The organism is Reyranella sp. (assembly GCF_036558665.1).
Taxonomy (GTDB): Bacteria; Pseudomonadota; Alphaproteobacteria; order Reyranellales; family Reyranellaceae; genus Reyranella.
In genome coordinates this window covers 20,770-38,314 of sequence record NZ_DATBFE010000097.1, presented here as the reverse complement: position 1 = coordinate 38,314, position 17,545 = coordinate 20,770, and the positions used below count along the sequence as shown (strand labels likewise).

The following is a 17,545-nucleotide window of genomic DNA, read 5'->3' as shown; positions in this document are numbered from 1 at the left end:
AATGAATGGCCGTCAAGGCCGTCGAACGGTCAAACAGTGAGGAGGAAACGATGAGAACTCGGAAAGCGGCGCTGCTCGGCGCCGCGCTGGCGTCTGCAGGAATGCTTGCTATTGCGGGCGCGCCGGGCACGGCACAAGCGCAGAACGAACAGTTCATCCCCAGTCTGGTTTACCGCACCGGCGCCTATGCCCCCAACGGCATCCCGTTTGCCGATGGAGCTGCCGACTACATCAACATGCTGAATGCGCGCGACGGTGGCATCAACGGCGTGAAGCTGGTGCTGGAGGAATGCGAGACCGGCTACGCGACCGATCGCGGCGTCGAGTGCTACGAACGCCTCAAGGGCAAGGGTCCGACCGGCGCCGCCTATTTCAGCCCGCTCAGCACGGGCATCACCTTCGCTCTGACCGAGAAGGCACCCGGCGACAAGATTCCGCTGATCACCATGGGTTACGGCCGGGCCGACAGTCGCGATGGCGAAATCTTTACCTGGAACTTCCCGCTGCTCGGCACCTACTGGACGGCGGCCAACGTCGCCATCCAGTATATCGCAAAGGAATGGGGCGGCTTCGACAAGCTCAAGGGCAAGAAAATCGCGCTGCTCTACCACGACTCGCCCTACGGCAAGGAGCCGATCGCAGCCCTCGAAGTCATGTCCAAGAAATACGGCTTCGACTTCCTGCAGATCCCGGTGCCGGCGCCGGGCAGCGAGCAGAAGTCGCAGTGGCTGCAAATCCGGCAGCAGCGGCCGGACTACGTCCTGCTCTGGGGCTGGGGCGTGATGAACTCGGCCGCCGTGACCGAGGCCGGGAACGTGAACTATCCGCGCGATCACATGCTCGGCGTGTGGTGGTCGGGTGCGGAGCCGGACGTGCTGCCGGCCGGCGACAAGGCCAAGGGCTACAAGGCATTGATGCTGCAGCATCCCGCCGGCAAGTTCGCCGTCCACAAGGACCTCGAGAAGTATGTGGTCTCGCAGGGCAAATCCATGGCGAAGGCCGAGGAAGTCGGCCAGGTGCTCTACAATCGCGGCGTCATCAACTCGATGCTCGGCACCGAATCCATCCGCACGGCCATGGCCAAATTCGGCAACAAGCCGATGACCGGCGAGCAGGTGCGCTGGGGCATCGAGCATCTGAACCTCACGGCCGACCGCATCAAGCAACTCGGTTTCGAGGGTATGATCGGGCCGATCAAGCTCTCCTGCGTCGATCATGAGGGCACGCGGCTGAGCCGTGTCCATCAGTGGGACGGCAAGGAATGGAAGGTGATCTCCGACTGGTTCACCGGCGACGACAGCATCCTGGAACCGCTGGTCAAGGCGACGGCCGAGGCCTACGGCAAGGAGAAGAAGATCACGCCGCGCGATTGCACCAAGGAGAGCTGAGCCAGGTGACCCGGCACGGCGCCTCCTCCACCGCGCCTCGTCCAGGTGACGAAAGCCATCTCTCCCGACAGTCGGGAGAGATGGCGGTGAAGGGCGCGGCGTCCGCCAACGTCATCGACGTGGCGAACATAGAGGTCATCTACAATCACGTCATCCTGGTCTTGAAGGGAGTGTCGCTCTCGGTCCCGCAAGGCGCTGTCGTCGCCCTGCTGGGCGCCAATGGCGCCGGCAAATCGACCACGCTCAAGGCGATCTCCAACCTCTTGCTGGCGGAGCGTGGGCAGGTGACCAAGGGCCGGATTCACTGCCGCGGCGAACGGGTCGACGGTCTTACGCCCAACGACCTGGTGCGTCGCGGCGTGATCCAGGTGATGGAAGGTCGACACTGCTTCGGCCATCTCACGGTCGAGGAGAACCTGCTCACCGGCGCCTTCATTCACGGGCGCCGGCGCCAGCAGATCACCGACGACCTTGAGAAGGTTTACCACTACTTTCCCCGCTTGAAGGAGCGGCGCACGAGCCAGGCAGGCTATACCTCCGGCGGCGAGCAGCAGATGACGGCGATCGGCCGCGCGCTGATGAGCCGGCCCGACACCATCCTGCTCGACGAACCCTCGATGGGGCTGGCGCCACAGCTCGTCGAGGAGATTTTCGAGATTGTGAAGAACCTGAACGAGCGCGAGAAGGTATCGTTCCTGCTGGCCGAGCAGAACACCAACGTGGCGTTGCGCTACGCCCACTACGGCTACATCCTGGAAAACGGCCGCGTCGTACTCGACGGCGATGCCGTCGACCTGCGCGAGAACGAGGATGTGAAGGAATTTTACCTCGGCATCGGCGGTGAAGGCCGTCGCTCCTTCCGCGAGGTCAAGCACTACCGCCGTCGCAAGCGCTGGCTATAGCTCCGGCCTGCGGGTCTCGCCGACGCGGATGGTCGTCTACCTTCGGCCGCCCACCTCGTCGATGTGGCGCAGGACGTCCGCGGGATCGTCGTAGACCCTGAACGCGCCGGCCTGCCGCAGTTCATCCGCGCCATAACCGCCGCTCAACAGGCCGACGCCGAGCGCACGGCAGCGCGTGGCCGCGAGCATGTCCCAGATGCTGTCGCCGACCACGATTGCTGTGTCGGTGGAAATGCCGAGGCGTTGAGCGGCGGCCAGGAACAGGTCCGGGTCGGGCTTTGCATATTTCACCTGGTCGCGGGTGACGACAGGTGTCTTGCCAATGTCGACGTCCAGCGCCGCGAGATTGACGGCTGCCGTTTCCATGCGGCCGCTGGTGGCGATTGCCCACTGAATTCCGCAGTCGGTCAGCCACGACAGCAACTCGCGCGCTCCCGGCAGGGGGCGGACGGCGCCGGCGAATCTCCGGTAGGAAGCCGCATGACGCTCGCGCAGCCTGTCGACCAGCTCGGGACTGATCTCCAGCGGGGTCTCGCGAAGAAGCTGATTGGTGAACAAACCGCCGCTCATCCCGATCTTGCGGTGGATGCGCCAGACGGACAGTTCTATGCCTTCGGCATCCAGCGCTTCTTTCCAGGCGAGGACGTGCTGATAGACGGAGTCGACGAGCGTGCCGTCGAGATCGAACAGGAACGCGGACTCGATGCGCATCTGGCTCTCCTGAATGGGTTGGCGTGGGGTAGTCGGATCCGGACTGGAGTAAGAAAGCGCATGGAAGCTTCTGACGGATTGCCAACGCCCCGACGGTACTGGGCGATGCTGACGGTGGCACTCGCCCTCATCATGGCGGTGCTGGACGGCGCGATCGCCAATGTCGCCTTGCCGACAATTGCATCGGACGTGCAGGCAAGCCCGGCAAGCTCGATCTGGGTCGTGAATGCCTACCAACTGGTCATCACGATTTCGCTCCTGCCTTGCGCCTCGCTTGGCGAGCATTACGGCTATCGGCGTGTCTACAAGGTTGGGCTGGCGGTTTTCACACTGGGGTCGCTCGCCTGCGCATTGTCGGACTCCCTTGCCACGCTGACGATGGCGCGCGTTGTGCAGGGTTTCGGCGCCGCCGGCATCATGAGCGTGAACGGTGCGCTGATTCGATACATCTATCCGCGTCGCCAGCTCGGACACGGCATCGGGATCAATGCGCTGCTCGTAGGCGTTTCATCGGCGGTCGGCCCGACCGTCGCCGCGGGCATTCTCTCGGTGGCGTCGTGGCCATGGCTATTTGCCGTCAACATACCGTTCGGCGTGGTGGCGCTGGCGATCGCCACACGCTCCTTGCCTGTCAATCCCAGGACCGGCCAGCGCTTCGACGTCGTCAGCGCCGTCCTGAACGCGCTCGCTTTCGGGCTGCTCATCATCGGCATCGACGGGTTGGGTCAAGGTGAAGGCCGGCAGCTCGAGGCCGTCGAACTTGGTGTGGCATTGCTGGCAGGAATATGGCTGGTGCGGCGCCAACTCGCTCTTGCCTCGCCGTTGCTGCCGGTCGACTTGTTGCGAATCCCCGTCTTCCGGCTCTCCATCCTGACTTCCGTCTGTTCCTTTGGCGCGCAGATGCTCGCCTATGTGGCGCTGCCCTTCTACTTCCAGGGTACGCTCGGCCGAAGCGAGGTGGCGACCGGTCTGCTCATGACACCATGGCCCTTGGCGACGGCGGTCATCGCACCGATGGCCGGATGGCTTGCCGACCGCTATCCCTCGGGCATGCTGGGCGGCATCGGCCTCGTGACGATGGCGGCGGGACTCGCGCTGATCGCGGGACTGCCGGCCGAGCCGTCGAGCCTCGACATCGTCTGGCGAATGGCAATCTGCGGTTTCGGCTTCGGCCTTTTCCAGTCGCCCAACAACCGCACGATGCTTTCGTCGGCCCCGCGCGAGCGCTCGGGCGGGGCGAGCGGCATGCTGGCCACCGCGCGGCTCCTGGGCCAGACCACCGGAGCAGCAATGGTGTCGCTGCTGTTCGGCCTCTATTCCGACAAGGCTGTCGCGCTCGCGATTCTCTCCGGGGCGGCGGTGGCCGGCGTGGCAGCGCTGGTGAGCTTCCTGCGGGTCCGTCACCAGACATGAATGGTCAGAAAAGCGCGGCAGCCAACGACAGCAGCAGCGCGGGCGGCATGACGAGCACGCCGATCTTCAGGAAGGCGAGCGCATCGACACGCTGGCCTTCGCGGCGCAGGGCGGCCAGCCAGAGGATGGTCGCGAGCGAGCCCGTCACCGAGAGATTGGGTCCGAGATCGACACCGATCAGTGCCGCCCGCGTGACCTGGTCAGGAACGGCGGCGATCTGCAGGGCGCTGCTGGCGATCAGGCCGGCCGGCAGATTGTTGATCAGGTTGCTGCCGAGCGCGACCAGCAGGCCGGTGCCCCAGCTCGTTGCCATCGCCGCCTGCTGCGCTGTGCGCTCGATCGCCTCACCAAGGAGACGGATCAGGCCGCTCTCGTCGAGCGCCTCGACCAGCACGAACAGGCCGGCGACCAGCGACAGAACGCTCCAGGGAATGTTCTTGATCGTGTCCCACGGGCCTTTGCGTTCGACGATGAGCACGACGGTCGCGGTGACTGCCCCCGCGATGGCCGTGAGCAGGCCGAGCTGGATGTCCAGGGCGGATGACACGATCAACCCGATTGCTGTCGCGGCGATGCCGACGGCCGCCACCTTGCCGCTGCGGGACAAGCGGGGGACGGGTACGCCGGTTGCGATCGGCCGGCTGAGCGCCTTGCGCTGGGTCCAGCGCAAGACGACGTAGGTGGCCCCGATCGACGCGATCGAGGCCGGAAGATAGCGGGGCAGCCACTCGAGGAGGGGCGGCATGTGGCTGCCGTAGAGAACGAGATTGGCCGGATTGGAGATCGGCAGCACGAAGGAAGCGGCGTTGGCGATGAAGGCGCAGATCAAGAGATGGGGCAGAGGTTGCTCGGCCCTGGCAGTGCGGGCGGCGGCCGCGACGGCAGGCGTCAGCACCACTGCCGTTGCATCGTTCGACAGGAAGATCGTCACAATAGCGCCGACGACGTAGACCAGCATGAACATCCGGCTTGCCGAGCCGTTCGCCTGCCGTGTCGCATGAGCGGCTGCCCAGTCGAACAGCCCTTCGGCCCGCGCCGTCTCGGCCAGCAGCATCATGCCAAACAGGAAAAGATAGACGTCGGTGCCTTTGCCGATGCCGGCCAACGCGTCTTCGAAGGAGAGCAGTCCGGTGGCCACGAGAACGGCTGCACCCAGAACGGCCCAGATCGCTTCAGGGGCGCCGAAGGGTCGGACGATGACTCCCATTGTCGCGACCGCGGCAATCGCCCAGATCGTGGATTGGATCAGCATGCTATCGATTCACGGCCTCGAGCACTCGCCTACCATCGACGACCTCCTGCGCGCAAATCGATCGCAGCGAATCGGCAAAGACGACCCAGAGAGCGATCGAGAGCAGTGCGAAGCCGCTCAGGATCAGGAATGTCGGGCTGTAGCCGATCGTCTGGGCAAGCCATCCGCCGAGCGCCGGGCTGAGCGCACCTCCGATGCCCTGAACGGTCATGACGGCGCCCTGACCCAAATTGACCCGGCCGGTCCCGTGCAAGATGCGCGCCACGAGGGCGGGGACGGCGGCAGTCTGGAGACCGGAGCTGATGCCGTCCAGGATCTGGACCGGATAGACACCCCAGCTCGTAATCAGGCAGGCCGCGAGCACGCCCCGGATCGGCAGCGCGACGAACGAGATCAGCAGCACGAACCAGAAGCCTTTGCTCTCCGCCATGCGCATCGCGACGAGCGATCCGACGATCATGACGCCCTGGCCGACCACGATCGTCTTGGCAACGAAGCTTGCGGCCTCGCCTTGACCTGCAGAGACGACCGCCCAGCCGTAGAGCGGCAGCATCGCGGCATTGCCGAGATAGAACGCTGCGAGAGCCGCGGCCAGCACGAGCAGCGGCTTGCTGGTGTGAAGCACGCCGAGCCCGAGCAGGCCCTCGTCTTCGGCGCCCTCTTCTTTGAGGCCGCGGGCGGCCCGCCGGCTGATCGCATCGGCCGGGATCATCGAGACCGAGATGATCGACAGGACGGCGAAGATGGCCGCCAGCCAGAACACTGCGGGCAGGCCGAATTGCCAGCCGAGAAAGCCTGAAAGCGCCGCCCCCACCATGTTGCCGGCGTGGTTGTAGGCCTGGTTCTTGCCGTTCTGGCGATTGAACCCGGCCTGGCGGACGATGCCCAGGGTGATGCCATTCACGGCCGGTCCGATCGCTCCTCCGGCAACGGCGGTTGCAACCTGTGAAACGGCCACGAGCCAGAAGTCCTGCGACAGCAGCACGATGCCGGAGGCGAGGACCGTGCAGGCACCGGTGACGATCACCAGGCCGCGCTTGTGCCGCGTCGCATCGACGAAGGCGCCGGCGGGCGCCGCGATCAGCATGCCGGCGATCGAGCCCGCCGTCATGACCGTGCCGATCGGACCGCTTTGCCAGTGATGAGCCAAAAGAAAGACGCCGAGGAAAGGCCCGATTCCGGCCTGCATGTCGGCCATGAAGAAATTCAGGGCCTGCAACGGCCAAATCCCCGGCCGATGGCGCGGAGAAGATGCGGCGGGGGTCAACCTGCGATTCCGGCGGTGAAGGAGGAGCCGGCTGCTAACGGTCCCGAACCGTGAAGGTTCCTGTATCGTGGCCCCTATGCCGATCCGAGCCTGGCGGTGCGCCGACGGGCGCGGCAGCTGCCGATCAGAGCCACGGCATATCGCGGCGCTGGCCGTCTTCGAAGCGGGCGATATCGGCCTCGTAGCCCAGCGTGAAGTCGATCGAGTCGGTGCCCTTCAGCAGCATGTCCTTGCGGAAGGAATCGATCTCGAAACTATCGATCTGGCCGTCGGGGCCGAGCACCGTCTGGCCGGCGAGATCAATGGCAAGCTTCGAGCCGGGCAGTTCGTGCAGGATGACCCTCAGCCGCGCCACGCGTTCGGCCGGAAGACGGATCGGCAGCGCACCGTTCTGGAAGCAGTTGTTGAAGAAGATGTCGCCGAAGCTCGGCGCGATGAAGGCCCGATAGCCGTTGTCGACCATCGTCGTCACCGCGTTTTCGCGCGAGGAACCGCAGGCGAAGTTGCGATTGCCGACGATGATCCGGGCACCCTTGTAGGCGGGGTTGTTGAGCGTCACGCCGTCGCGCGGCCGGCCGTTGGCATCGAGCCGCATATCGTGGAAAAAACCCTCGACCTGCTGCTCGCGCGACCGGCCGAGATAGCGCGCCGGGATGATCTGGTCGGTGTCGACATTGGCCTGGTCGATCGGGACGGCGAGGGCGGTGAGTTTGGTGAACGGTTCCATGGACAGCTCCTAGGCCAGCATCTTGCGCACGTCGGTGAAATGGCCGGTCACGGCCGCCGCCGCGGCCATCGCCGGGCTGACGAGGTGGGTACGCACCCCGCGGCCTTGCCGTCCGACGAAGTTGCGGTTCGAGGTCGAGGCGATGCGCTGCCCCGGCACGCCGATGTCGCCATTGACGCCGATGCACATGGAACAGCCGGGCTCCCGCCATTCGAAGCCGGCCTCGCGGAAGATCTTGTCCAGCCCCTCCGCCTCGGCCTGCTTCTTGATCAGGCCGGATCCGGCGACGACCCAGGTCGGGACCTGCGCCTTGCGGCCCTTGGCAATCCGGGCCGCGAGCCGCAGGTCTTCGATGCGACTGTTGGTGCAGGACCCGATGAACACGCGGTCGACCGGGATCTGCTCCACCGGCGTGCCGGGCTTGAGATCCATGTATTCGAGGGCACGCCGCATGCTCTCCTGCTTCGTCTGGTCGTCGGCCGACGCCGGGTCGGGAACGCGGCCCGTCACCGACAGCGCATCCTCGGGGCTGGTACCCCAGGTGACCATGGGGGCGACCTCCGATCCGTTCAACGTCACTTCGTTGTCGAAGTCGGCATCCGCATCGGTCGGCAAGCCCCGCCAGAACGCCATCGCCTTGTCCCACATCTCGCCCTTGGGCGCGTAGGGCTTGTCCTCGAGATAGGAGAACGTGGTGTCGTCGGGTGCCACCATGCCGGCGCGGCCGCCTGCCTCGATCGACATGTTGCAGAGCGTGAGCCGGCCTTCCATGGAAAGCGAGCGGATGGCACTGCCAGCATATTCCATCACGTGGCCGACGGCACCGGCCGCGCCAATCCTGCCGATGATGGCGAGGATGATGTCCTTGCCGGTTATGCCATCACCCAAGCGGCCCTCGACATTGATGCGCATCGCCCTGGGCTTGCGTTGCCATAGGCACTGTGTGGCCATGACATGTGTCACTTCCGAGGAGCCGATGCCGAAAGCGAGCGCCCCCAGGGCGCCGTGCGTCGAGGTGTGAGAGTCACCGCATACCATCAAAAGGCCGGGCTGCGTGAGACCTTGCTCGGGGCCCACGACATGAATGATCCCCTGTCGTGGGTCGCCCGCGGCGAAGACAGTGACGCCGTGGGCGTCGCAATTCTCCTTGATCACCTCGACCAGATGCCGCTGCTGGGAGTCCGCAATGTCCTGCGGGCGTCTGCTGCTGGTCAGGACGTAGTGATCGGGCGTGGCGAAGCTGCGATCGGGCCGGCGCACTGTCATGGCGCGTTCCCGGAGCCGCGCAAAGGCCGACGCCGACCCGTCATGCATCAGATGCCGGTCGATATAAAGCAGCGTGTAGCCGTCGTCGCGGTCGACGACGACATGGCGCTGCCAGATCTTTTCGAACATCGTCCGCGGCTGGGCCATCCGTTCCACCCTCTGTTCCTGTCGGGAGGGACTGTACCAGCCGCGGCCCGACCTTGCCGAGTCGCGCGATCACGGGCGGTCGCGTTGCAAAACGGTGCTAGGCCGCGGTCGCGGCCAACGCTGCTTTCACATTTACGGGATGGACCGAACGGAAGCTGATGGCGAAGCGGTTCCAGGCGTTGATCGTGGTCACCAGGAGGGTGAGCTTCACCAACTCCTGTTCCGGGAATTCCGACCGGGCTTGTTCGTAAACCTCGTCGGGCACGTGTGTCTGGCTCACCAGCGTGACGGCCTCGGTCCAGGCGAGCGCCGCGCGCTCGCGCGCCGAGTAGAGCGGCGATTCGCGCCAGGCATCGAGCAGGTAAATGCGCTCCTCCTTCTCGCCCTTGGCGCGGGCGTCACGCGTATGCATGTGCAGGCAGAAGGCACAGCCATTGATCTGCGAGGCGCGGATCTTGACCAGCTCCATCAAGGCCGGTTCCAGACCGCTGCTCGTGGCCTGGCTTTCCAGGCCCATCAGCGCCTTCATGACGGCCGGAGCGGCCTGGAAGGCATTCAGTCTCGGTTTCATGGCAATGCTCCTTCTTCCTCGTTGCAATGGGTGATCAATGGGCGCCGCCCGCCGCCGGGGGCCTGCCCTTCCTCAGCATCAGTCCGGCCAACAGCGCCGCCACCAGCGCAAGGCCCAGCAGGTAAAAAGTGTCGGCGAAGGCCATGGTGTAGGCCTGCTGATGCACGCGATTGCCGATGGCGATCACGGCCTTGTGCCACGCAGCCGATGGATCGCTCACGCCATGGCCCAGGAAATAGTGCGTGAGCCGATCAAGGCGGTGACGGGTCGCTTCATCGAAAATGGACACCGATTGGCCAAGCACGTTGGAATGGAACTGCTCGCGTTTGGTGAGGAACGTCTGCAATGCCGCAATGCCGATCGCGCCGCCGAGGTTGCGCGTCATGTTGAACAGAGCCGAGGCGGAGCCGGCATTGGCCGCCTCGATGCCGGCAGTGGCCACGGCGGAAAGCGGCGTCATGACCAGAGCCTGGCCGACGGCGCGCACGATGTTGGGCAGCAGGAGCTGGTCGGCGGCTGTGTCGGCGCTCATGTCGATGTTCATGAAGTTGCTGGCCGCAAACAGCACGAACCCCGCCGCGATCACGATGCGCGCGTCGATCCTCTTCATCAGGCGCGGAACCAGCGGGATCAACACGAGCTGCGGCAGGCCGGTCCATGCCAGTACCATGCCGATCTGCTCCGAATTGTAGCTCTGGATGCGTGACAGATAGACCGGCAGGATGAAGACCGAGCCATAGAGGGCGACGCCCAGCAGGAAGTTGGCAAACAGGCCGAAGCCGAAATTGCGCCGCAGCATCAGGCGGAGGTTCAGCAAGGGATGACTGGATCTGAGCTCGATCCAGGCGAAAAATGAAAGCGCGATCGCGGCCACTACCGACAGGCGCAGGATGAAGGGCGAGCCGAACCAGTCGTCCTTGTTGCCCTCCTCCAGCACGGTCTGCAGGGCGCTGAGCCCGATCGCCATGGTGGCAATGCCGGTCCAGTCGCCGCCGCACAGAAGGCCGAGCTGCATCGGCGCCCGTTCCAGCGAGAACCACAGCATGACCAGCATGACGGTGCCTGGAACGAGATTGACGTAGAAGATGTACTGCCAGCCCCAGTTCTCCGTGAGATAGCCGCCGATCGTGGGGCCGATGGCGGGTGCGAAGGTGGCGGACAGCGCGAACAGGGCGAGGCCGACCGGCTGCTTGGCGGCAGGCAGCAGCGTGATGATGAGCGTGAAGGCCATCGGGATCAGTACGCCGCCCGTGAAACCCTGGAAGGCGCGCAGCACGATCATCTGGCCGAGGGTCTGGGCGAGTGCGCAGGCCGCCGAGAAGGCCAGGAAGAGCATGGCATTGGCCAGCAAATAGATGCGCACCGAGAAGACCCGTGCGAGCCAGCCAGTGAGCGGGATGACCACGATCTCGGCGACGAGATAGGCGGTCGAGATCCAGCCGCCGTCATCGATGCCCGCGCCGATCGCCCCCTGGATGTCGGCGAGCGAGGCATTCACGATCTGGATGTTCAGCACCGCCATGAAGGCGCCCAGCGTGGAGCCGACGACGGCGATCCAGGTCCGCGCGGATACCGGGGTTGCGACGGCGTTCATCGTCGCCTCTTCACTCGGCGGCCCGGGTGTCGATAGTCGGCTCGACCGACATGCCGGCCCGCAGCAAGCCTTCGAGCCTCTCGTCGTCCAGCGCGATCTTCACCGGGATGCGCTGCACGATCTTGGTGAAGTTGCCCGTGGCGTTGTCGGGCGGCAGCAGCGCGAATTCGAGGCCGCTCGCCGGCGACAGGCTGTCGACATGACCCTTCAACTTGACGCCCGGAAAGCTGTCGATCTCGATTTCCGCCGGCTGGCCGGGGCGCACATGGGCGAGCTGCGTTTCCTTGTAGTTGGCGACGACATAGCTCGCATGCAACGGCACGATCGCCATCAACGCCGTGCCGCCCTGCGCGAATTGGCCGACACGCAGCGAGCGGGCACCAACGGTGCCGTCGACCGGCGCGCTGATCGTCGTATAGGAGAGGTTCAATTCCGCCTGATGCCGGATGGCGAGGCTGCGGTCGCGATTGGCTTCGGCACGAGCGCGCTCGGTCTTGAGGACGTCTACCTTGCGCTGCGCGACCAGCAGGCTCGCGCGGTCGTGCTCGAGCATGGCCGATTTTTCCTTGAGCGCGGTCTCGGCTTGCTGTGCGCGCTGTATCGTTCCGTAGCCGGTCTTGACGAGGGCGCCGTAGCGGGCGTTGTCGGCTTGGGCGAAGCTCAGCGCTGCCTGGGCCGACGCGATGTCGGCATTGGTCTGGTCGATGACTGACCGCTGCTGGGCGATCTGGGCATCGAGGTTGCGCAGCGAGGCCTTTGCCGCTTCGACATCGGCATCGGCCTGCTCGAGCGCGACCCGGAAGTCGCGGTCGTCGATGCGCGCCAGGACCTGGCCCGCCTTGACCTTTTCGTTGTCCCGCACCAGGACGTCGGTGATGTAGCCGGAGATCTTGGGCGATACGGTCGTGTAGTCGGCTTGGACGTAGGCATTGTCGGTCGACACCTGGTACCGCCCGACCGTCCAGTAGTCGTAGCCTCGGTCGGCTGCGAGTCCCAGAGCCGCCGCGAGACCAATGCCGAGCGCCGACCGCTTCAGCGCAGCCTTGGACAACAAGGGCGCTTTGCCCTGACGGGCGAAACCGGCGATGGCGGCGTAGGAAAGCAAGGGCATGGCGTGCTCCGCGTTCGGATGCGGAACAATTGCGCTTGGGCGCGATCATTGATAATGGCTTAAATATTCGAAAGATTATCCTGAATTACGGGACAATGGTCACCGATGGATCGCCTGACAAGCCTGACCGTCTTCGTCCAAGTGGCTGAATCAAGCGGATTCTCCGCAGCCGCCCGACGTCTCAACATGTCCACGACGATGGTCAGCAACCATATCCAGGCTTTGGAGGACCGACTGGGTGCCCGGCTCCTCAATCGAACCACGCGCCGGGTCAGTCTCACCGAGGTAGGCCAAGCCTACTACGAGCGTTGTGCGCGGTTTCTGGAAGAACTGGAAGAAGCCGACCGCGCGGCCGGACTGCTGCAGACCACCGTCCGCGGCACGCTGCGTCTCTATGTCGGCTCCCACCTCACTCCGTTCATCGCGCCCGTCGTCGTCGAATTCCTGCGCCGCCATCCGGAAGCATCGATCGACATCAATGCCGGTGAGCGCATCATCGACATGGTCGAGGAAGGCTTCGATCTCGCCATCCGCGCGACCCAGCCGCCGGACTCCAGCATGATCGTTCGGCAGCTTGCCGACTGGCGCCACATTCTGTGTTGCGCACCTGCCTATCTCGAGAAGCATGGAACGCCACAGCATCTGGAGGATCTCACCCGACACAACTGCCTGCGCTTCTCGCTCTATCCGTTCGGCGACGACTGGCAGTTCGTTGGACCGGGGAATGCCCAGATGTCCGTCAAGGTGTCGGGCAGGCTCGTCACCAACAATGCCCAGACGCTGCGCGCCGTCGCGCTTGACGGCCAGGGCATCATGCTGGTTGCGAGCTTCGCCGGGGCGGAGAGCGACCTGAAGGCCGGCCGGCTCGTGCCGCTGCTGCCTGATCATCGTCCGATCAACTTCGCCATCAATGCGACCTATCCGACGCGGCATCACCTTTCAACCAAGGTACGCGCATTCCTCGATCTGGCGGCCGAACACTTCGCGCGCAGTCGCGAACGGGCGATTTCCGAATAGATCAGGAGCAAGGGGCAAAAAAGCCGTGCAGTCCGTACGGCACATGGTGCTTCAGCCGCGCGGTGAACAGAGGCCGGGCCCCGAGGTCGCGCGCATCGAGGCCGACGATGGCGCTGCGTTCGGTCGTCGAGTCGAAGACCAGCGTCACGAGGATGCCGTCGTCTTCAGCGCCGCCGGTCGGGATGAAGACGGCCTCGCCGGGATAGCCGCCCGGACCGAAATCGTGGGCCGTCACGGTGCCGCGCTCGAGATCGACCTTCGCGATCTGCTGCTGCAGGCCCATGGTGTGGCCGGCGGGATTGCAGGCAAAGTAGGCGAACCGGTGACGCCTCCCCACACAGGCGGGATTGATGGTTGGAAATTCGTTGGCCGTTCCTGCGGTGAACGACCGCATGTCGACCCTGCCACTGGCGAGATCCACGCGCAGCCGTGTCAGGTTGGCCATGCCTTCGGCCGGCCAATCGGAGCGCCAGAAGTCGCGCAACGCCTGGCCGATCACCGCAAAGTCCGGGTAGCGCGCGAGGTCGAGGACGATGGCGCCGTCCTCCTCGTAGCCATTGGCGAAGTGGAACTGGAAGAAGGGATCGGTTTCGATCGTGCGGAGAGGTCCCTTGCCGTCGCGCGGCACCAGCAGGATCAGGGTGGGCTTGCCGCTGTCCCAATGCAGCGCGCGGTCAAAGCTCGCGAGTCCCACCATCATCTTCAGCGAACGGACCAGGATCGGGCCGAGGCAGAAGACGAGATGGTGTCGCGTCAGCACGAAATCGTGGTTCATCAGCGGATGAGGCAGGGTCACTGCAGGCAAAGCCGTCGCTTTGCCGCGATGCAGGCGATAGGGCGTCAGCGTGGTCTTGCGGCCGTAGTCGATGCCGAAGTTGAACAGCTCACCGCTCTCGGGATCGATCTTGGGGTGGGCGGAGAAAGCTCGCAGTACGCCACCGAAATCGGCGACACCCTTGGTTCTCAGCGTGTCGCGATCGAGCTCATAGGGTGGTCCGCCTTCCCACAGCGACAGGAGGCGGCCGCTCTCGACGACGACCGACGTGTTTGAGACATTGGCGGGCTCGCGAAACATGTTCGCCAGGACGCCCCCTGGACGCATCTTGCCGAAGCCGCGATAGAGGATGCGGCCCGTTCGCGTCTCATCGCGGTAGCTTGCGGTCACCACGTAGCGGTTGCGATAGCGGATGCCGTCGGCGTCGAAGCGGATCGCCTGGATCATGCCGTCGCCGTCGAACCAGTGCGCGAACCATCGACCGTCGAGCTCGTTGCGGCCCGAGCCGTTGCGGAACAGCGTGCCGCGTAAAGAAGCGGGCACCTCGCCGTCGATATCCTCGACACGATAGTCGAATTCGTCGGCCAGGGAGCGGAAGCCTCCGCTCCAGGGATGGACGGCCATTTGCGCCGGGCGAGACTAGTAGCCGCCCCCGAACCTGTAGGAAAGCCCGGCGCGAATGGTTTGGTCGGAGGGCTGGAAAGTCGCGCCATTCGCCGACACTTGTTCGAATTGTGTGTAGCGATATTCGACGCGCGTCGACCAGCCGTCGGCGATGCGGATCTCGACACCCGGTCCGATCGTCCAACCGCTGAGCGTGTTGTCCTGCGACATGGAGGCGAAGGCGCCGCCGGCGGCAGCGGAGACCGTCGTCGTGAAGGTGGTGCCCGTGTAGCCGCCGGCCGCATAGAGCAGAGTTGACGGTGTCGGCAGGAAGCCCAGGCGCGCCAACACGCTCCAGGACATGTTCTGTCGCGAGTTCACCGTGGCGCCAGCGTTGCCGGCGGCGGTGGTCGTGGTCGATTGCAGGCCGGCCCAGGTGAGATCGCCCATCACACCGACCAGTGCGCGGTCGGCGAACTGATAGTCGGCGCCGGCAAAGACCGATCCCAGGAGTCCCTGGCCACCCGTATTGGCGCTTGCCGAAGCGCCGCCGAAGCTAGCGTTCACGTTGTTGCTCAAGGCGCCGGCACCGCCGGCGCCGCCGAGATAGAAGCCGGTCCAGTTGACCCTGCGCTCGGATGCCATCTCCGCTGCTTGAGTGCTAGCCCCGCCTGGCGCGCCGAACCGATAGGTGAGGCCGAGGCGTGCAGTGTGGATCGAAGGCCATAAGCTCAGGGCCGTGCCCGGCAAGGTCTTCTGCTCGAACTGGCTGTAGCGATATTCGACCTTGGTCGTCCAGCCGGCGCCCAACCGCGTCTCGATACCGGCGCCGACGGTCCAGCCGTTGAACGTGTCGCGGCTGTCGAAGAAGGCGGAGCCGCCGCCGCCGAATGCGGTCGCGGTCGTATGGAGACTCTGGCCGGCATAACCGCCGATGCCGTAAAGCAGGGTGGAGGGCGTCGGCAGCACGCCGGCACGGACCAGCAGGGCCCAGCTGAGATCGGGATGACTGGTGAGCGTCGCGCCGGCGCCCGGCACCTGAGCCGAGACCGTCGAATCGAGACCGCCATAGGACAATTCAGCCAACGCGCCGATCAAGGCTTGCGGGATGAATTGATAGTCGACGCCGCCATAGATCGAGCCCAGGACACCCTGGCCGCCCAGCCCATCGACGCTGAGCGATGTCCCGGCTGCCGAGGTGTTCAATCGGTCGACCATCGCTTCGACGCCGAACGCGGCGCCGACATAAAAGCCGGTCCAAGCCGGCCCGTAGGCTGAAGCAGGAATGTCGATGGGTTGTGTTTGGGCCGAGGCAGCGCCCATGCCGACCATCATCGCGGCAATAGAATAGCGGACAATTTTCAACATTTTTCATTCGCTTACGAAGGGGAGTTAAAGTAATTTAGCACACAAGCGGGCCTAGCCACAAATGGCCGGGACCATCGAGGCTGCGAAGGCCTTGAGTTCCGCCGGCGCAACACCGATGCGGGCGCGAATAGCGAGAGTATCGAGGAGCGAGCCCGCCATCCGCGCGCGGGCCGCCGGGCTCGGCGAGCGGCCGAGTTCTCTGGCCGCCACCGCTTTGGCAAAGGTCGCCTCGAAGCACTGCTCGAATTCCAGCAGCAACGTATGCGCCATGGCCGCAATCCTGGGATGGGTTGGCGCCTCGACGGCCGCGGTGCCGACGATCAGACAGCCACGCGGCCTGGGTGGCGCCGTATAGAGATCGATGGCGGCGTTGTAGACCTGACCGAGACGCCGCTCGATCGATCCCTTGCCACCAAGGATGGTCTCGAGGCCGGCGAGGCTCTTGTCGCCATAGAATCGCAAGGCATGGAGATAGAGCTGCTCCTTGTCGCCGAACGCGGCGTAGAGGCTCGGCCGGTTGAGTCCGGCCGCTTCGGCGAGCTCGTCGAGCGAGGCGCCGGCGAAGCCCTTGTCCATGAACACCATGCGCACGCGGTCAAGTACTTCCGAGGTATCGAATGAGCGCGGCCGGCCACGCGGGCGCTTGGGAGGCGGCTCGACTATTTTTGTACTGTCTCGCATATTAATCCTTGACTCGGCCGCTCCACCGGATTTTTGTACAGCATCGCATAAAAACATGGAGGATGCGATGGAACTGTTCGCTTCACCGATGGCCTGCTCGCTCGCATCGCACATCACCGTCCTCGAGGCCGGCCTGCCGGTGAGAGTTCGCTTCGTGAGGGACAAGAAGACCGACGATGGCGGCGACTTCTTCGCCATCGCCGCCAACGGCTACGTACCCGCCCTGCGGCTGGATGATGGCGAGATACTGAACGAAGGCTCCTCGGTGCTGCAGTATCTCGCCGACCGCAGGCCCGAGTCGGGTCTCGCGCCGGCCTGGGGCACGATCGCGCGCTACCGCCTTATCGACACGCTGAACTATCTCGCGACCGAGGTGCACAAGAAGTTGTTCCAGCCGATCTTCTCGCCGGCCGCGCCGGCGGACGCGAAGGCGGCTGCCAAGGCGTTGCTCGAGCCAACGCTCGATTACATCGCGCGGCGGCTCGGCAGCGGCAGCTATCTGGTCGGCGACGGGTTTACGGTCGCGGATGCCTATCTCGTGACGCTGCTCAACTGGTTCGGCTTCGTGGGCTGCGACCTCAAGAAGTGGCCGACGATCCATGCCTATCACCAGAAGCACCTGCGGCGCCCGTCGGTGGCTCAGGCGATGGGCGTCGAGATGGAGGAGCGCAAGCGGCGCGCGGCGTAGCCTTCTCTCTTTCGGACCGCGAGCCTCTGGCTCGCTCGGATCCAGAAGCGAGCCGGACGCTCGC

At 64.9% G+C, this 17,545-nt stretch carries 16 protein-coding genes; 5 read left to right on the top strand and 11 right to left on the bottom strand.

Annotated features, from left to right (window positions below):
* Nucleotides 1–50 precede the first annotated feature (50 nt).
* Both VH499_RS16000 and VH499_RS15995 read left to right on the top strand, forming a co-directional pair.
* Nucleotides 51–1,388: an ABC transporter substrate-binding protein gene (locus VH499_RS16000; RefSeq protein ID WP_332053743.1), complete on the top strand. Its 1,338-nt coding sequence runs from the start codon at nt 51–53 to the stop codon at nt 1,386–1,388.
* 80 nt (nt 1,389–1,468) lie between these two features.
* Nucleotides 1,469–2,290: an ABC transporter ATP-binding protein gene (locus VH499_RS15995; RefSeq protein ID WP_332053742.1), complete on the top strand. Its 822-nt coding sequence runs from the start codon at nt 1,469–1,471 to the stop codon at nt 2,288–2,290.
* A gap of 36 nt (nt 2,291–2,326) precedes the next feature.
* Here VH499_RS15995 and VH499_RS15990 read toward each other — a convergent pair whose 3' ends face one another.
* Complete coding sequence (locus VH499_RS15990) at nt 2,327–3,001, bottom strand: HAD family hydrolase (RefSeq protein ID WP_332053741.1); 675 nt, start codon at nt 2,999–3,001, stop codon at nt 2,327–2,329.
* 60 nt (nt 3,002–3,061) lie between these two features.
* On the opposite strand from VH499_RS15990, the gene VH499_RS15985 reads away from it, so the two are divergent.
* Entirely contained in the window at nt 3,062–4,414 is a 1,353-nt protein-coding gene (locus VH499_RS15985) for an MFS transporter (RefSeq protein WP_332053740.1), read from the top strand.
* A 4-nt stretch (nt 4,415–4,418) separates the two neighbouring features.
* Here VH499_RS15985 and VH499_RS15980 read toward each other — a convergent pair whose 3' ends face one another.
* From VH499_RS15980 to VH499_RS15950, 7 genes are all read right to left on the bottom strand, one after another.
* A complete protein-coding gene (locus VH499_RS15980; RefSeq protein ID WP_332053739.1) occupies nt 4,419–5,666 on the bottom strand; it encodes an arsenic transporter in 1,248 nt (415 codons plus the stop codon).
* 1 nt (nt 5,667) lies between these two features.
* Nucleotides 5,668–6,885 (bottom strand): MFS transporter, encoded by a 1,218-nt coding sequence (locus VH499_RS15975; protein WP_332053738.1) that lies wholly within the window; start codon nt 6,883–6,885, stop codon nt 5,668–5,670.
* A 172-nt stretch (nt 6,886–7,057) separates the two neighbouring features.
* Nucleotides 7,058–7,660 (bottom strand): 3-isopropylmalate dehydratase small subunit, encoded by a 603-nt coding sequence (leuD, locus tag VH499_RS15970; RefSeq protein WP_332053737.1) that lies wholly within the window; start codon nt 7,658–7,660, stop codon nt 7,058–7,060.
* Nucleotides 7,661–7,669: 9 nt separating this feature from the next.
* Nucleotides 7,670–9,073 carry a 3-isopropylmalate dehydratase large subunit gene (gene leuC / locus VH499_RS15965; RefSeq protein WP_332053736.1) on the bottom strand — a complete coding sequence of 468 codons (1,404 nt, stop codon included), beginning with the start codon at nt 9,071–9,073 and terminating at the stop codon, nt 7,670–7,672.
* Between the two features lie 97 nt (nt 9,074–9,170).
* Nucleotides 9,171–9,644, bottom strand: coding sequence for a carboxymuconolactone decarboxylase family protein (locus tag VH499_RS15960; RefSeq protein WP_332053735.1), 474 nt, complete (start codon nt 9,642–9,644; stop codon nt 9,171–9,173).
* A 34-nt stretch (nt 9,645–9,678) separates the two neighbouring features.
* Entirely contained in the window at nt 9,679–11,238 is a 1,560-nt protein-coding gene (locus tag VH499_RS15955; protein WP_332053734.1) for an MDR family MFS transporter, read from the bottom strand.
* A gap of 10 nt (nt 11,239–11,248) precedes the next feature.
* Nucleotides 11,249–12,349: an HlyD family secretion protein gene (locus VH499_RS15950; protein ID WP_332053733.1), complete on the bottom strand. Its 1,101-nt coding sequence runs from the start codon at nt 12,347–12,349 to the stop codon at nt 11,249–11,251.
* 105 nt (nt 12,350–12,454) lie between these two features.
* Here VH499_RS15950 and VH499_RS15945 point away from each other — a divergent pair, with 105 nt between their 5' ends.
* Nucleotides 12,455–13,366, top strand: a complete 912-nt coding sequence (locus VH499_RS15945; RefSeq protein WP_332053732.1) for a LysR family transcriptional regulator — start codon at nt 12,455–12,457, stop codon at nt 13,364–13,366.
* Between the two features lies 1 nt (nt 13,367).
* Here the strand turns inward: VH499_RS15945 and VH499_RS15940 are convergent, their stop codons facing one another.
* The 3 genes from VH499_RS15940 to VH499_RS15930 are packed head-to-tail and all read right to left on the bottom strand — an operon-like array spanning nt 13,368 to nt 16,793.
* The gene (locus VH499_RS15940) at nt 13,368–14,765 is read right to left on the bottom strand and encodes a carotenoid oxygenase family protein (protein WP_332053731.1); all 1,398 of its coding nucleotides are present in this window, start codon (nt 14,763–14,765) and stop codon (nt 13,368–13,370) included.
* Nucleotides 14,766–14,780: 15 nt separating this feature from the next.
* The gene (locus VH499_RS15935; RefSeq protein WP_332053730.1) at nt 14,781–16,112 is read right to left on the bottom strand and encodes an outer membrane protein; all 1,332 of its coding nucleotides are present in this window, start codon (nt 16,110–16,112) and stop codon (nt 14,781–14,783) included.
* Nucleotides 16,113–16,163: 51 nt separating this feature from the next.
* A complete protein-coding gene (locus VH499_RS15930) occupies nt 16,164–16,793 on the bottom strand; it encodes a TetR/AcrR family transcriptional regulator (RefSeq protein WP_332053729.1) in 630 nt (209 codons plus the stop codon).
* 67 nt (nt 16,794–16,860) lie between these two features.
* On the opposite strand from VH499_RS15930, the gene VH499_RS15925 reads away from it, so the two are divergent.
* Nucleotides 16,861–17,481, top strand: a complete 621-nt coding sequence (locus VH499_RS15925) for a glutathione binding-like protein (RefSeq protein ID WP_332053728.1) — start codon at nt 16,861–16,863, stop codon at nt 17,479–17,481.
* The last annotated feature ends 64 nt before the right edge of the window (nt 17,482–17,545 follow it).

Coding starts and splice junctions, on each gene's coding strand:
- VH499_RS16000 (WP_332053743.1), top strand. CDS start 51: ATGAGAACTCGGAAAGCGGCGCTGCTCGGCGCCGCGCTGGCGTCTGCA.
- VH499_RS15995 (WP_332053742.1), top strand. CDS start 1,469: ATGGCGGTGAAGGGCGCGGCGTCCGCCAACGTCATCGACGTGGCGAAC.
- VH499_RS15990 (WP_332053741.1), bottom strand. CDS start 3,001: ATGCGCATCGAGTCCGCGTTCCTGTTCGATCTCGACGGCACGCTCGTC.
- VH499_RS15985 (WP_332053740.1), top strand. CDS start 3,062: ATGGAAGCTTCTGACGGATTGCCAACGCCCCGACGGTACTGGGCGATG.
- VH499_RS15980 (WP_332053739.1), bottom strand. CDS start 5,666: ATGCTGATCCAATCCACGATCTGGGCGATTGCCGCGGTCGCGACAATG.
- leuD (WP_332053737.1), bottom strand. CDS start 7,660: ATGGAACCGTTCACCAAACTCACCGCCCTCGCCGTCCCGATCGACCAG.
- leuC (WP_332053736.1), bottom strand. CDS start 9,073: ATGGCCCAGCCGCGGACGATGTTCGAAAAGATCTGGCAGCGCCATGTC.
- VH499_RS15960 (WP_332053735.1), bottom strand. CDS start 9,644: ATGAAACCGAGACTGAATGCCTTCCAGGCCGCTCCGGCCGTCATGAAG.
- VH499_RS15955 (WP_332053734.1), bottom strand. CDS start 11,238: ATGAACGCCGTCGCAACCCCGGTATCCGCGCGGACCTGGATCGCCGTC.
- VH499_RS15950 (WP_332053733.1), bottom strand. CDS start 12,349: ATGCCCTTGCTTTCCTACGCCGCCATCGCCGGTTTCGCCCGTCAGGGC.
- VH499_RS15945 (WP_332053732.1), top strand. CDS start 12,455: ATGGATCGCCTGACAAGCCTGACCGTCTTCGTCCAAGTGGCTGAATCA.
- VH499_RS15940 (WP_332053731.1), bottom strand. CDS start 14,765: ATGGCCGTCCATCCCTGGAGCGGAGGCTTCCGCTCCCTGGCCGACGAA.
- VH499_RS15935 (WP_332053730.1), bottom strand. CDS start 16,112: ATGTTGAAAATTGTCCGCTATTCTATTGCCGCGATGATGGTCGGCATG.
- VH499_RS15930 (WP_332053729.1), bottom strand. CDS start 16,793: ATGCGAGACAGTACAAAAATAGTCGAGCCGCCTCCCAAGCGCCCGCGT.
- VH499_RS15925 (WP_332053728.1), top strand. CDS start 16,861: ATGGAACTGTTCGCTTCACCGATGGCCTGCTCGCTCGCATCGCACATC.